Here is a 15,157-nt window from a genome sequence, read left to right on the forward strand (position 1 = left end):
TCTTGGGTTACACCACTGCCAACGAACAGCAGCGGCAGGCGCAGCACTTGGTCACGAACAAAACTGCGGCTCACACCCACCCGACTGCAGGGACTTTGACGGCATGCGGATTAACACTAGCAGCTCCGTATGCTGCCTGCTGGGCAGACAGAGACGCTTTTATTGCCCTTCCACGTTGAGATAGGTGGGAAGGGCGCGCAGCAAATCCCGCATTGCACTCAAGCTTACTGCGTCGGCACCTAAAGGCAGCAGGTGAACATCAGCTGTACTGATTGGCCGAACCAGCAGCGGATCTTAGCTTCCTGGAATGGGTCAGCTGATAAGCAATGGCCAGCCAAATGAACCACCCTGGCATGACCAGTAGGGCAATACGAGTGTCAGGTCTTAATGCCAGCAGGCAGAGTACAAATCCCAGGAACGTCAAGGAAAACCAGGCCATCGGCACGCCGCCAGGCATCTTGTAGACCGATTTCGCATGCAGGTCGGGTCGGCTTTTACGATAGGCAATGTACGACGCGAGGATGGTCGACCAAGTGAAAATCACCAGGATTGCCGACACGGTAGAGACGATGGTAAACGCTGTCATGACCTCCGGAACGATGAACAGCAGTAGTACACCCACCAGCATCAACAGTGTGGTAAACGCCAGGCTCAGCAGAGGCACGCTATTACCCGACAAGCGCCGGAAAATCCCGGGAGCATTGTCGTGACTGGCCAGTCCAAACAGCATACGACTGGATGAAAATACGCCACTGTTGGCCGATGAGGCGGCAGACGTCAGCACCACAAAGTTGACGATACCTGCTGCTGCGGGAAACCCTGCAACCAGAAACAGTTCAACGAAAGGGCTCTTGTTGGGCGAAACCTGTTGCCAGGAAGTCACCGCAATAATGCAGGCCAGTGCCAGCACATAAAACAGGATTATTCTTAGCGGAATCGAGTTGATGGCTTTAGGCAGAGTCTTCTCGGGGGAGCGAGTTTCGGCGGCTGCAGTACCGATCAGCTCGGTGCCGGCAAAGGAGAAGATTGCCATCTGGAATCCGGCAAAGAAACCAAACAGGCCGTTGGGGAAGGCTGCCTGTTTATCCAGCAGGTGGTTCAGGGATGCAGTAACGCCACTGGGTGATACAAAGGAGCTGGCAATCATCACCAGGCTAACGCCAATCAGGGTGACGACGGCAATGATTTTGATGATCGCGAACCAGAACTCCACTTCACCAAAAAGCCTGACGGTCAGTACGTTCAAGGCGAACAGCGTCATTAACATACCGATGGCCGGGATCCAGGCGGGTACATCGGGGAACCAGTACTGAAAGAATCCGCCGACCACTACGGCATCACCCACCACCGCGACGCTCCAGCTCAGCCAATACGACCAGCCGAGGAAAAATGCCGCTCGCGGGCCCAGGTAGGCACCGGCGAAATCCGCGAAGGTTTTGAAGTTCAAGTTGGAGAGCAACAGTTCGCCCATGGCGCGCATGACGAAGTAGACGAACATCCCGATGATCATATAAATGAGGATGATCGACGTGCCTGAGAGGGCAATGATCTTTCCGGACCCCATAAACAGGCCTGTACCGATGGCACCTCCCATGGCCATTAACTGAATGTGACGATTGCTGAGCGTGCGCTGCAGCGCGGGCTGTTCAACCCGCTCGGACGGAGTCGATTTCATTACAAAACCTCTTGATTTTATGTTTTTGAGTTTTGGCAGAAAGTGGGGGTCTAGCGTTGTTGTTAGAGATGCAACGGCTACCGACGGTGTTGGTTTTTGGGGTTTACAGGATGGTGAGTGGCCCCTTGGCACGCTGCTCGGGGGCATCACCCAAGGTTATCAGTTGGCTGTGCGCAGACGCGCCGGTTTAGCGGGTTGCTGATCAAGCAGTTGGTAAAGGTTTTTTATATTGGCGGGGGTCGGCACTAGATGGATGCGCTCGCCGATCTCGTGCTCTCGCGCAAGGTCGTGCAGGTAGCGCAGTGACGAAAAATCTTCGAGAGCAAAACCCACTGAATCGAACACGGTGACTTGGGCGTCATTCTCGCGCCCCGGAATTCCGCCCAGCACAATGCGGAAAAACTCGACGACGGGCGAGTCGGCTTCCAGCTGTTGAATATCGCCTTCAATCCGGGTTTGCGGTTCAAATTCAACGATGATCCGGGCGTTGCGCAGGATCTCGGCGTGCAGTTCGGTTTTCCCCGGGCAGTCACCACCGACAGCGTTGATATGCATGCCGGGTTCGATCATCTCGGGCGTCAGAATCGTTGCATAAGCTTTGTCGGCGGTGACTGTAGTGACAATGTGCGCGCCCTTGACCGCTTCCTGTACGGAGGTGGACAGAATCACTTCGATACCCGGGAATGCCGACAGGTTGCGCTTCAACTTGAGTGACGCGTCACGATCAATATCGAAAATGCGGATTTCCCTGATCGACAGCATTTCGTGGAAGGCGAGGGCTTGAAATTCGCTTTGAGCGCCGTTGCCGATGATTGCCATGATGCTTGCACCAGGGCGTGCCAAGGACTGCGCGACCAGTGCGGATGTCGCGGCGGTGCGCACGGCAGTAGTCAGCGTCAATTCACTGAGCAACGTTGGATAGCCACTGTGGACATCGGCGAGAACGCCGAAAGCCATGACGGTCAGCAAGTCCCTTTGGCCATTGCCCGGGTGACCATTCACGTATTTGAACGAGTACTGTTGGCCATCGTCGGTGGGCATCAACTCGATCACACCGTCGGCGGAATGATTGGCGGTGCGGGGCGACTTATCAAACTGCGCCCAGCGTGAATAGTCAGCTTCGATGTATGTGGCCATCTCGCGGATTGCCCGACAGATACCAACCTTGGCGAACAGGCGTGCTGCATGATCGACATCGATAAAGAGAGTCATGTTTTTATTTTCCGATTCAGTAGTTGAAATGCTGTAGGGCAGGGGATGGCTCAGGCGCGTTTGCTCTCGAAGCCATGCAGTACGTTGACTGCATTGATCCCGATTTCATCGACCATGTAGCCGCCTTCCATCACGAACAGGGTGGGGCAGCCAACGCCTGCTATCAGTTCGCCAATGCCGATGAAGTCTTCGCTTTCCAGCAGGAAGTGGCTGATCGGGTCGTCCTTGAACGTGTCGACGCCGAGTGAAATAACCAGCACTTCAGGGGCGAATTGCTGGAGTTTCTTGCAGGCGTGGAGCAGGGCATTGCGGTAGCTTTCCCAAGTGGTGTTCTTCGGCAGCGGATAGTTCAGGTTGTAACCTTCGCCGTGGCCAGCGCCGACTTCGTGGCTGAAGCCTGAGTAGTACGGATAGGACACCGTCGGCTCACCGTGTAGCGAGACAAACATGACGTCACTGCGCCCGTAGAAAATGTTTTGGGTGCCGTTGCCGTGATGAAAGTCAACGTCCAGTACCGCGACACGTTTGGCACCTTGGGTAATGGCCTGTTGTGCAGCAATGGCGGCGTTGTTGAGATAGCAATAGCCGCCCATATATTCACGCGCTGCGTGATGGCCGGGCGGACGGCACAGGGCAAAGGCACTGTCGTGGCCTTCATCGATCAGCGCCAGGCCGGTGAGGGCGATGTCTGCACTGGTTTTTGCCGCTTGCCAAGTGGTGGCGGTAATCGGAGAGCCGGCGTCCATGGCGTAGAAACCGAGTTTGCCGTCGATGAAAGTCGGGACTTGTTCGTTGGACAGGTCGCGCACTGGCCATACCAGCGGCAAGGCATCGTGGGTGCGTCCAGTCGCGCACCATTCTGACCAGGCGCTTTCCAGAAAACAGACGTAGCGCTCGCTGTGCGCATTGACGTAACACGACCGATCAAATATTCGCGGTTCGACGATCTGGCCAAGGCCCACCTGCTTGACGCGGTTATGGACAGTATCGGCCCGACTGGGCTGTTCGAACGACGGCTTGAGCACACCGTCTTTCAATTCGGTGCCGTGGTGCAAGCGATGGGAATCACTGAAAACTGTAAACATTCTGCGCATCCGTTAATGTGAACCAGTGCAAATATTTTGTTCTGGTGCGGATGCGATTTCTTTGCTTTGTTTTCATGGTTTATTAGATTATTCGGGCGTTCTTACTCAGGAATAGCGTAATGCAGAAAAAATCATCCAAACGCATCAGCCTCGACGAGACTGACCTGGCGATACTCACGTTGCTGCAGGAAGATGCGAGCATTTCCAACGCCGAGCTCAGTGAGCGCCTGTCGTTAAGCCTGACGCCTTGCTGGCGACGGCGTAAGAGAATGGAGGAAGCGGGCGTAATCAAGGGCTACCAGGCCAATCTTGATCGACGCATGCTAGGGCTGGACATTTTGGCGTTCGTGCACATCCGTTTTTCCACCCATGCGGATCATGCTCCGGACGCTTTCGAGGCGGTGATTGCGCAATTGCCCGAGGTGTTGTCTTGTCACAAGATCACTGGAGATGCCGATTACGTGTTGCAAGTGTTGGCGGAGGATCTTGATAGTTACAGCGACTTTATCGAGCACGTGCTCAGGCGTCAGGTAGGTATTGCATCCATTCAGTCCAGTCTGGCTTTGCGTGAGGTTAAGACCAGTAGTCGTATCGCGATACCCAAATCGCTCAAGGACTGATGTGCCAATCGCGATTTGAGTGGAAAGCCCTAAAACCCAGCAATTCCTAATCCAAACCTTTCTCTTACGGAAATTAGTGGAATTCTTCGCGGTTTTTCCACTCAAGAAACAAAACAAATCGTGATTTTCCGCTCATTCATTTATACCCAATTCGTGAATTTCCACTCATTGATTCGAACCATTTTCAGCGTCTCGCAGAAATCTGGCTAACGCCTGCCCCCATCCTCTCCTGTGTCTCCGCATGCGCCAGTCAGAGCAACTTGGCTGCCAAGATCCCTGTCAATACTTATATATTATTCACCGCGTTCTCCGAAAGAACTAAGGAGAAAATGGCAATATATCCATAATTATTTGGCAGTTGGATCGGCCTAGCATTTAAAAAATTTTCCATCTAAATTTTAGATGGATTTTGGCGTTAAGTAATATTATTAAATTCAAATGACTAACTGGAAGTCCTAATCGGCTGTCAATATAACCATAAAGCTATGGGCGGTTTTCAGTAATAAAAAATATTCGAAAATTCTGGAGTGCCCGTTACTTAAGGCTTTCAGCGATTTAGTGCGATAACGTAAATTCAGAAAAGTTTTTATTTTACATATATTGACACAGCCAAGGGGCGCTCTTGACCTTCAAAATGGATTTGGGTTTACTGCTCGGCATCCAATAGCTGGACAGTTACAACCCGCTCTTTAAAAAATCAAAAATGGTCGATCTAAGGTCTGGCAAGTATTTCGTTAGCAATGTGAGATCTTTAGATCTGACCACGTATTAGAGGAATGGCAAATGCAAGATGTTCCTGAGCACATTTTGGAAGCTTCTAATGTGAAGCTGGATTCAACAAGTACTCTCGCCGAAATAAGACGGCATGAAGAGGCGGTTAGGCGGTACGAGATTCTCAAAGACTATTTGACAGGAACAATCAGTGCTGATGTAGCTATGGAGATTCTCTGCGTCAAGAAGTCTCGCTTTTACAAGCTACTGAAATACATGGCAGGAGCTAAAAGTTATAGGGCACTGGTATCGGATGTAACGGGAAGAAAGCCAGGCCTCACAGTGACAGATCCTGAGACACTGAAGCTGATAGAGGAGATGTTCGAGGAACACTACCCTGAGCACAAGACCATCGCGGCGGTATGGAAGCATTGCCAAACGCAGGCTGACAATAGACGGACGCTCAGGCCGAGTTACCATACCGTTGCGACTTGGATCAAAGCCAAAACAGAGTCGCTCCTGTACAAGATGACTCACACGGGCGACCAAACCAAGCAAAGGTATGGGGCAAAGCCTGGTTATAAAGTTACGAAGAGGCCGTTGGAATGGGTGCAAATCGATCATACGGTTGTCGATCTTATGGTGGTGGACGAGGACGACAGAACAGTCGTCTTAGGACGTCCTTACATCAGTGTCGCGGTTGATCTGCATACCCGTGTGATATTGGGATTCTACGTCTCATTGCTTCCGCCAAGCGCTGTATCTGTGGCAATGCTGATGGAAAACTGCGCCTTGCCCAAAGTGGCATTCCTGCAAAGCCTAGGACTCCCAGAACACCTGCTTCCCTACTACGGACTCGCGGAAGTCATCCACACCGATAACGCAAAGGAGTTCATCTCTGACGTGTTCGTCCTCAACGCCAAGGACTTTGGCATTGACGTTGAGCACCGAGATATTCCCGAAAAGCACCAAGGCGGTCACATTGAAAGTCTGATTGGTAAGTTGATGCTCAACACGATGCATCCGCTGCCAGGCACTACAGGCTCCAATGCCCAGCAGGGTAAACATCTGAAGAGTAACAAGAAGTCCGCAATCGGGTTAGCCGGACTACGGCGTATCTTGGCGTATACCTTACATGCTTACCATCAGACAAAGCACTCGGAGCTGGGGAAGACTCCTGCGGAAGCATGGGAAGGACATTTTGCTAAAAAGCCGAATAGCCGGGTTTTGGAAGCTTCCCAGTATGAAGACTTCAAATACCGGTTCTATCCAGAAATCCCGAAAAAGAAAGTTGTGCCGGGAGGCATTGAAATTTTCCGCAGGTTCTATTATGGGCGCTTTCTTAGGGATAGGGTTCGGGATGCGGTCACGGTAAAATATGACCCTTACGACTTGAGTTTCATTTACGTGAAATCAGGGGAGATCTTTGAAAAGATCTCTTGTGTACGTAATAGTTTTAACAGGAGTGCAGACTATGAAATGTACCGCTGGCAACGTCAGCAGAAGGGAGAGCGGGATGGCACCATGACGAAAGAAGGGGCGCAGTCGTATGGTGAAGTTACCAGGCAGAAAAACAAGGAGGTGAAATTAACCACTCAGGAAAAACGCAGGAGGAAGGCGGAAAAAGGCAAAGTTGACTATAAGAAACAAGCAGGCGTACACGGCAACAAGCAAGAAGACGACAGCTCTCTGAGTCGTACGACTCCGAACAAAAATAGCAGCAACAGCGAAAATACAATCAATACCACCGGCAAGACCAATAACACCAGCAAGTCATCTAAGAAATCTAATGTTTTTGACATTGGCAGTTTCTTCAAGAAAACGGAGGATGTTGACTACAACCAACCCCCGACTTTTTACGACAGCAACTGATTATACACTTATCTCGTACTTAACCTGAACGCATGGGGTTGGGTCTCTTTGTCTATTATTTGGACATCGGTCTAACGCTTGCTGATCAGAACTATCGAAGTGCCGATAACTTGAAGCAAACTTTGATAGTCTGCTGGTCGATATCTCAGGGGAATTCATGCGCTCATACTTTTGTGGACTACTATGACTGATTACTCTCACGTACACCCTGCATCCCACATCCACTTCAATGAGCCAGACGATGTTCGTCTTATCACCTGCTCCAACGACTTCTGGGTGCACCATCCTAGCGCCCAGAAAATCATACTAAGGATGGAAATGGCAATGAAGATGCGTAACAAGATTAACGCTCCAAGTATGCTTGTTACCGCTCCAGGAGGAGGGGGAAAAACCGCTCTGATTGGCGAAATGAAGGCTAGGAATGCTACGAACGAAAACAAAATGATCTTCGTGACCATGCACCAAAGCCCTAATGGCTACTCACTTAAGGATCTTATCCTGAGCGAACTTGGTCTGGGGGTAGGACGAAGGGCGCGGCAAGGCCATAACATTACTCCAGAACTTCAATACATCATTAGGACGGAAAACATTTGCGCCATTGTGATTGATGAGATTCATGATGCACTGACATTGACCGAGCTTCAGCAGCGCATCAACCTTTCGCTGCTGAAGAATCTGTCAGGCTCCACCTACGGCCTCTCGGTGTTTGCTTTCGGGGTGCCGGCAGCTGCGCGTGTGCTCCGTCAGGATCCTCAGCTTGAACGCCGATATCCTGTAGTGGCCCTTAACGGGTGGGAAAATGGGCCAGAGTTTCGAAACTTCGTGTCCAGCTATATCCACCATTTGCCGCTGAAGAACAAAACCAACTTTCAGGATCAGATGTTGTTCCTGAAAATTATGAACAAGGGGCAGGGTATCACCGATAACGTTGTGAAGATTCTGCAGGCATCTGCTATGGCGAGCATCATTGACGGCACCGAACACATCAACCACCGCCACCTCGATAACATTGACGACATTATGGCGAGTTTCAACTACGCGCTGCGTGGCGCAGAGATGCCATTAGAGGAAGAAGGGCAGTAAAGATTAGATGAAGCGAAATCTGTCATTAAGTAAAAAGCGTCAGATTGCTCGCACGGTGCTGCAAGGCCTCCACGGGTTCCAGCATCGCTGGCCTGAACGCACAAAGGTTTACGAGGCTTTGGATGGCATAGCCAAATCCGACGACGCCATTTTTGTAATGTTGCGGGGAGATGCAGGTGCAGGAATTAGCTCGATACTCGAAGAGTTTTCTTTAAAATTTCACGACGAGGTAATTGTTGTGAAACCGCGTATTTACTCATCGAGTCTTAACATGATAGGTCAGGTATTCCACGCAATCTTTCCTTTTAGCGACTTCCGCACCTACAAGCGTGTGCCTAAAAGTTTGATTGAATGCCGTCAGGCTGCCAGAAAAATTATTATCTTCGACGATCTGGATATTATTTCTAATCAAAATAGTATGGAAGAGGTGATTTTTGACCAGCTCCATCAACTTGCGCGAAGCCTTGGTTGGTATAAAATTATCATGTCTACGAGAAACAAAAGGTTGCTTCAGCGTTACTCAAAGGTCATAGGAATTACTAGCATTGTGATCCCTGTCTCTGGGATAATTCCAGCAGTCAATGTAAAGGCCGTTGTTCAAGGATTCTATGATTGGTGCAATCAGCACTACGGGACTAAAGCTCAACCGCCCTGCATGTCTCGATTTAGCAAGCTCGATCAAGATATGCCGATCGACCGTATCATCGACGTGTGCGAAACCCTGTACTGCTCGGAACTCCTGAAAGCACATCTGGATTTTAACAGCAAGACGATCACTTTTACCGGCACGCCTTTGATTTATAAATTTCCTGATAATCTTTTAGATCTTCGTCACGAAATTGAACATAATGCTTTTACCTAAAGATCAATGCGTACAAAGCAACCCTCAGTATGCGCACAGGAGCCCTTAATACTTATAAGAAATCCTCAATGGCTTAGTGGGACTTGATAGTCCTAGCAACTATTGATGGTGCGGATGATAAAGCGGCTAGTTAAACCCCTCCCAAGAAAAGAGTAGCAATAGTGAGCCCAAGAATGCATTCAGTTCCGGAACCGCTAGCAGACGAAACCCTATCGTCATGGATGTGGAGAGTAAACTCAACAGCCCGCATACCTATCATGTCTTATATGCGATTCAGTTCGCTGGAAGGCGAGATCATAGAGCGTGATAAAATAGGACTTTGGGGAGAACGGTTCGCAGATCGCGACCTCTTGACTGAAAATGGATTTATTGAAACCTTCAAAAAAGAATTCAACATCTCTCAACCCTGGTTGAATAAACGATTTCCTGAATTCAGTCAACCCACCATACCGACTCAATTCAGAAGGGCGTTTTGCTCACAATGCTTTATCGAGTCTTTCCAGAAGATTGGCATTCCGGTTAGCAAGGTTCAGTGGTGTTATCTGACCAAGCCTCTCTGCGAGTTTCATGGTACTCCACTTCATGACTCGTCGATTTTCTTTATAGATCATGACGATTACACAATTCAGGCATTTGTATCCTACTGGGATGATCATCAGTTCAAGGAGGATTGCGATTTGATCCGTGGTGCTGGAGCGATGAGAAATTCCCTGGCGCTGAAGGCTCAACAGCAATTGGATAAGCTGACGAAGCGGGCATCCAAATCTGGCCATAGCTTTGGTGTGCAAATGTTCGTGCTGACCCTAATGAGGTCAATGATGATTCCCGCGTTCCATCACGGCTATCCCAAAATAGCATTCGCACATTGGGGTGGCAGCGACCCCTATGCGGGTCTCGGGATTCATGGCGATTTTTACAATGAAATCTATCGAAGTACTTGCCTAGCGCGGTTGTACGCTCTCTATTTCAGCGCGATTATTTTGGGTTGGATTACCAGTGAACAGGCATTAAAGACTCTCCGCGAAGGTTATTTTTCCCCTTGGAATACTCACATGATATGGTCAATACTGGATGATCGTCCGGGGATATTTAGATTGCTTTTTTCGGAACTTAAGCTTTATGAAACGCCATGCCTTAATCTTACTCATTTGAATATACCTAAACTAACTCGGATTATTTATGATGTATAAAATTACGACAGTTTATTGGATGCCGGGATGTATGTTACATCGCAACGGTAGCCGATCAAGCTATCATTTTGTCGTCGCTTTACATGTAGATGTGGTTGCATGGAAGATCTTGACTTACACGTTAGGGTTCAGGGAGGGATGTGATGGATTTTCTAAACCGACCTTGATCGACTTGAAGTACCCTAATCGGTTCTGGCTCTGGCAAGCATTTCGACGGGACTTGAAGGAGCAGACGGCTTTGGTCATCCCGCCACAGGCGGTAACCAGGCTGGATTTTGACTCCTTCGGCCCTTTCCGTGTCGTTCGGAAACTTCCAGCAGCTAAGGTAGCGCTCTTAACCAATAGCCTTATGAAGGCTTTTTACGACTTAAGCTTATGGCACATTGGTTATCTCTATAACCCTATACGAACTACTAGCGCTCAGCTGCATCGAAGAATCGATAGAGCGATTGCATGCGCGAATGGATTTGCGCCGCCGTGAGCTAATTGACCTGTTGCCTATCGACACTACAGAACGTTTTCGCTTCAATCTATATAGCCAAAACAACTATAAATTTGCGTGAGCGCTGACATCATGAAAGCAAGGTCGCGGTTTAGGGCGCATAAAAACTGCTTCGGATGTTGGATGGTTCAAATTATTACGCGCCCGTTTCGTAGTATCGTAATAGCTACATGAACCAACCTCGTGAAAAATGGGCGGCGCGCTCAGGGAGACTGGTGTTTGATTAAATCACCACTAGGACAGTACGCGCGTGAGTTCATTTGCTAGGGGTGAACACCTGATTATCAGCTCTTCCTCCAATACTCCCTCACCGACGTCAACGCCAGCCCCAACTGCGCCGCTGCCTGCTGCTGCGTTACACCTTCCGCTTTGAGTGCCAGTACCGCTCTCTCGTTATCTGCGTTCAGCGGTTTACCGCGTCCTCGTTTTATGAGGTTGCCGTCAGCGTCGAACTGGTCGCTGAGCACCTTCATTCCACCTTCAGCTTCGAAGGCCGCTACATCGGTCAATGCACGGCCGATAACAGTGAGTGGCTGCTCACCCTGGCGATGAGCAATGCAGAGGGTAAGCATCGCTATTGGATCGAGGCCAAGGGATTGCGCCAGCTCGTCAAATTGCTCGACAGTGATGCTGGTCTGCGCGTTCTCGAGAGCACTGACTTTACGCCGGTGGGTCGCATCCGAGACGTCAGCGTACCTGGCGCGCCGGACGAGGCGGAGCGCCCGAAGCACACCTGCAAATGCGGTTCTCAGTTCCATGACTTTCTCAAAAGTCAGGATATAGCCATAACTGAGCTTTACGAATAAACGTCAATATAGTGTATTATCCGTTCTGTCGGGTGCTCCTGTGGGCCAGATGCCTCGGTTTGAAGGTAGTAGGGCGCCAGCAAGGCTTTCTCTAGTAGCACTAAAACCGATGTACCTGTGGGCACCCCAGATACAGAGTTGCTTTAGATACCTCGAGCACCGAGATCGGGCGAGCGCAGACCGAGATCAGCCATCACCTTGGTTCGAGGAGGGTTCGGCTTCCGGTTGTGCGACCTATGAAGGGAGCGCGCACTGAACACATTAGCTGGATTGACGGAGATTTTGAGATTGAGCACAGATGAAAACGAAGGGGCTGACGAGCTACTCACCGGCCCTGGCGAGCCCCGCAATGGATCGATGGGCTCCTACGAGATTCTCAAAGGGCTCGTGCAAGCTCTCTATCCGTACAAGCCCTATTGCTTGGTCGAGGATTGGACGATTTTTCGAGTGGATGTCACTGAAGACGAGCTCAAAAAAATTAACGACGAAGGTCAGCAACCCCTCATCGTTTTTGCTCGAAACGTCGTCTTCGACAGCGAGAGAAGGTTCGACGTCGGTGATTGGGTGCGCTCCACTTTTGCAGTTTCGTTCGAGGAAGGGTTTTTCTTTGAAACGCGGAATACGATCTATGTGTTGATGGGGCCTGGTCACGGAAAGGTAGCAAGTCTCAAGACGGTTCTTTCTTTTTTCTAGTGAGAAATCGGTTCACGAATTGATTGAAGCTGAGGTTGAGATGTTTGGAACAGATATTGGGGATCATGCAGAGGACGAAGGAACGTTCGGAACACATATTGTTGATCGGGCGGGGTACGAGGGAATGTTTGGAGAAGGTCATTCACATTGGTACAAGGTCAGTCGGTTACTTCCGACACACTGGTATCACGTGGATCTGAAAATTAGAAACGGCGACCGGATGACCCCTATCGTCGCAATGGCGGGTGATGAGCACGCATTTGAGCAGGTACTCAAGAGCTGTGGTTCTGATGCCGTCTTAACGCAAGTCCAGGTGGTCACTCCCGCGTGGATCAACAAAACTGACGGTTGGCGCATGGACAAGCTTGTTAGCTTGTCGACTGGTTTGGATAAAAATGGCGTTCAGGTATGTCTGCTAGAAATAGCCAGTGGTGTGGTGTACGCCGACGTACACGATCCAATGTTCTGTGCCGAATCCCTGGTCGAAGTCAAAAAAGTCTACTGAATCGAGATTGAGACGATGCCAAATGACACAGAGCTCGAACTCCACTCCAAACGCTTGACCGACTTTCATATTTTGCGAATTATTCGAGCGCGTAAGCATTCATATAATGAGCCCATAACCGCCTTCTTGAGTGACGTTTTCATTTACGCAAACTCAGCGGTGGGTATCGTTTATGGTCACGTGAATCAAGGCCCTCATGGGCGCTACGCAGACGAACACCTTTTGCGCACCAGCGATATCCGTCAAGCGCAAAAGGAAGGGCGGTACTGGGTGCTAACCACTCAGAATTCCCGATACGTCGTTGCTTCTTTCAAGCGAGATAACGGCAGAGCTAGTTTTAGAAACTTTCTACGGCGAGCTGAATATAGTTTTCACTAGACGAGCTCTCACTACGAACGACGCTCAAGAAGGCTGCCAGCCTCTAGGGGCGTCTATCGGATGATCCGCGAAATTTACGGGGGTAGAAGGTGAAATTACTCATTCGCAAAGGAGAGCCACTCAGCTTATCGTACGGCATTTTTGCGTCATACAATCGTGACGGCCCATTTAGAGCTCTTCAAGATTTCGACCTTTTAGAGGCGATTGAGGTATACAAAAGTCAGACCTCTGAGGCTGCGGACGAATATTCCCTGCTGTCTAATTTCCATGATTACCTAATCGCACGCCGGTACATAGAATTAACGCCGTGCCGAAATATTCACCTCGGCGAGTTCAATGGGTTCGATGTGAGACAGAAGGTCGATTCTGATGAATGAGCGTCGAGGTTGAAGCTCTTTCTGGACTGCGAGTTTTCTCAGCTCAACAAAGACACCAAGCTCATTTCTATGGCGTTGGTGGCTGAATCAGGCCAAGAGTTTTACGTCGAGCTTTTGGATACCTATGACGTCACTGACTGCAGTGCGTTTGTCATCGAGCACGTACTCCCACAGCTCAATCCATCGGTTTACGGTCAAACCTTGGTGGAAGCTCAAGCATCCTTCAGCGGCTACCTCGCGCGCTTCGATGAAATACTCGAAATATGTACGGACGCCCCGGACTGGGACTGGAATTTTTTCTGCAATTTGGCATATGTGGGCCACCGATGGCCAACTCATGTCATTAACCGGCCGACCAACCTCATCGCGCTATTCAGCAAGGTGAGCACCGACGCGCTGCAAGATGTAGAGCTCCCAGATCTGCCGCATCATGCCCTGTGGGACGCACGGATACTTGCATTGCTCTATCAGGGCTTGGTATCAGCTTCGTAGCCCATCATATGTGGAGGATTGGTGATGGCCAAGGGTGACGACGACACAGTGTACTGCGATGTTCAAATGCCGGTCGCGCAGGGCCGAGAGTTACTGCAGGTGGTCAGTGCCTTGCGCGATTCGGGAGGTCTCCGAACCTCGATACAGTTTTTGAGCATATGCAGCTTGAGCTGACGATGGCGATTGATATTGTCGAAAACCCCTGGCCTTTGGGTGCGGTCAGACCTACCAAACACTGAATATGATACGGCTAGGCGCTGGCGCGAAGAGGCGATCGCAGGTTGCGGAATTGGGAATCGAAAGTCTTCCTTGATCAGTGTGCGTCATGCAACGGTTTCAGAATTCGCGGAGCACTGCTTAGGGCGGGTAATCCAATGAAGCTTCAAATCTATTCAGATCTACACACCGAATTTTCTCGATTCGACCCTGCGCCACGCGACGCTGACGTCCTCATTCTCGCCGGTGACATCGATCTGAAATCGAGAGGTGTGAAATGGGCCAACGAGACATTCCAGTGCCCGGTGATCTATGTGTGCGGAGATCACGAGTACTACGGTGGTCACATCGATCAAACATTGCGCAAGATGAAGGGTGCAGCTTTACCTCATGTGCATGTACTGGAAAATGAGGTGCTGATTCTGGGTGAAATTCGTTTTCTAGTTACTACGGGTTGGACGGATTACACATCGACTGGCGATGCAGAGGTGGCGATTCGCACCGCATGGGAATGACTTCCGCGTGATCAGAACTGACGCCAGCTATCGACGATTGCGTCCTGCTGATCTGATTGCCAAATCAAAGGCAGCTAACAACTGGCTAGCTCAGGAATTAGCTACGCCTTTCGATGGTAAAACCGTTGTGATCACGCATCACGCGCCGGCCATGGACTATCTATCTGATGATCATCCGGGCCACCTAGCGGTTGCTTATGCGAACGACTGGTCGGATCTGTTGGGGAAGGCTGAACTGTGGGTGTATGGCCACACTCCGCCCTCATGAAAGGCCACGGCAGCTCTACACCACGGCCACATCCTTCGTCGCGAGCATGAACGCGATGTTTTAATTGCTCGAACAGCTGTAGGTGGGCTATTTTC

The 15,157-nt window shown here is 50.2% G+C and carries 14 protein-coding genes; 10 read left to right on the top strand and 4 right to left on the bottom strand.

Translation table 11 applies throughout. The features are described from left to right. Positions 1-259: 259 nt before the first annotated feature. From AC1DIG_RS08995 to AC1DIG_RS09005, 3 genes are all read right to left on the bottom strand, one after another. Positions 260-1,675, bottom strand: coding sequence for an amino acid permease (locus AC1DIG_RS08995; RefSeq protein WP_477767295.1), 1,416 nt, complete (start codon positions 1,673-1,675; stop codon positions 260-262). Positions 1,676-1,834: 159 nt separating this feature from the next. Beyond that, the gene (locus tag AC1DIG_RS09000; RefSeq protein ID WP_477767014.1) at positions 1,835-2,887 is read right to left on the bottom strand and encodes an ornithine cyclodeaminase; all 1,053 of its coding nucleotides are present in this window, start codon (positions 2,885-2,887) and stop codon (positions 1,835-1,837) included. A gap of 50 nt (positions 2,888-2,937) precedes the next feature. Next, a complete protein-coding gene (locus AC1DIG_RS09005) occupies positions 2,938-3,972 on the bottom strand; it encodes a histone deacetylase family protein (protein ID WP_477767015.1) in 1,035 nt (344 codons plus the stop codon). A gap of 119 nt (positions 3,973-4,091) precedes the next feature. On the opposite strand from AC1DIG_RS09005, the gene AC1DIG_RS09010 reads away from it, so the two are divergent. The 5 genes from AC1DIG_RS09010 to AC1DIG_RS09030 all read left to right on the top strand — a co-directional run bounded on the left by AC1DIG_RS09010 (position 4,092) and on the right by AC1DIG_RS09030 (position 10,310). Continuing rightward, positions 4,092-4,592 (top strand): Lrp/AsnC family transcriptional regulator, encoded by a 501-nt coding sequence (locus tag AC1DIG_RS09010; RefSeq protein WP_103318934.1) that lies wholly within the window; start codon positions 4,092-4,094, stop codon positions 4,590-4,592. A gap of 783 nt (positions 4,593-5,375) precedes the next feature. Then, complete coding sequence (locus tag AC1DIG_RS09015; protein ID WP_477767016.1) at positions 5,376-7,175, top strand: Mu transposase C-terminal domain-containing protein; 1,800 nt, start codon at positions 5,376-5,378, stop codon at positions 7,173-7,175. Between the two features lie 183 nt (positions 7,176-7,358). Beyond that, complete coding sequence (locus tag AC1DIG_RS09020) at positions 7,359-8,258, top strand: TniB family NTP-binding protein (protein ID WP_477767017.1); 900 nt, start codon at positions 7,359-7,361, stop codon at positions 8,256-8,258. A gap of 7 nt (positions 8,259-8,265) precedes the next feature. Beyond that, positions 8,266-9,120 (top strand): hypothetical protein, encoded by an 855-nt coding sequence (locus AC1DIG_RS09025; RefSeq protein ID WP_477767018.1) that lies wholly within the window; start codon positions 8,266-8,268, stop codon positions 9,118-9,120. Between the two features lie 173 nt (positions 9,121-9,293). Further along, positions 9,294-10,310, top strand: coding sequence for a hypothetical protein (locus AC1DIG_RS09030; protein ID WP_477767019.1), 1,017 nt, complete (start codon positions 9,294-9,296; stop codon positions 10,308-10,310). A 786-nt stretch (positions 10,311-11,096) separates the two neighbouring features. Here the strand turns inward: AC1DIG_RS09030 and AC1DIG_RS09035 are convergent. Next, on the bottom strand, positions 11,097-11,570 hold the full coding sequence (locus tag AC1DIG_RS09035; protein ID WP_477767020.1) for an XRE family transcriptional regulator: 474 nt from the start codon (positions 11,568-11,570) through the stop codon (positions 11,097-11,099). A gap of 336 nt (positions 11,571-11,906) precedes the next feature. Between AC1DIG_RS09035 and AC1DIG_RS09040 the strand changes: the two genes are divergently transcribed. The 5 genes from AC1DIG_RS09040 (at position 11,907) to AC1DIG_RS09060 (ending at position 15,062) form a co-directional block, all read left to right on the top strand. Then, positions 11,907-12,311 carry a DUF6957 family protein gene (locus tag AC1DIG_RS09040; protein WP_477767021.1) on the top strand — a complete coding sequence of 135 codons (405 nt, stop codon included), beginning with the start codon at positions 11,907-11,909 and terminating at the stop codon, positions 12,309-12,311. Between the two features lie 19 nt (positions 12,312-12,330). Then, the gene (locus AC1DIG_RS09045) at positions 12,331-12,816 is read left to right on the top strand and encodes a hypothetical protein (RefSeq protein ID WP_477767022.1); all 486 of its coding nucleotides are present in this window, start codon (positions 12,331-12,333) and stop codon (positions 12,814-12,816) included. Positions 12,817-13,580: 764 nt separating this feature from the next. Next, positions 13,581-14,063: a hypothetical protein gene (locus tag AC1DIG_RS09050; protein ID WP_477767023.1), complete on the top strand. Its 483-nt coding sequence runs from the start codon at positions 13,581-13,583 to the stop codon at positions 14,061-14,063. A 374-nt stretch (positions 14,064-14,437) separates the two neighbouring features. Then, positions 14,438-14,794, top strand: coding sequence for a metallophosphoesterase family protein (locus AC1DIG_RS09055; protein ID WP_477767024.1), 357 nt, complete (start codon positions 14,438-14,440; stop codon positions 14,792-14,794). Between the two features lie 7 nt (positions 14,795-14,801). Continuing rightward, positions 14,802-15,062 carry a hypothetical protein gene (locus tag AC1DIG_RS09060; RefSeq protein WP_477767025.1) on the top strand — a complete coding sequence of 87 codons (261 nt, stop codon included), beginning with the start codon at positions 14,802-14,804 and terminating at the stop codon, positions 15,060-15,062. Positions 15,063-15,157 lie beyond the last annotated feature (95 nt).

It is taken from the genome of Pseudomonas sp. 05N431 (assembly GCF_056397005.1).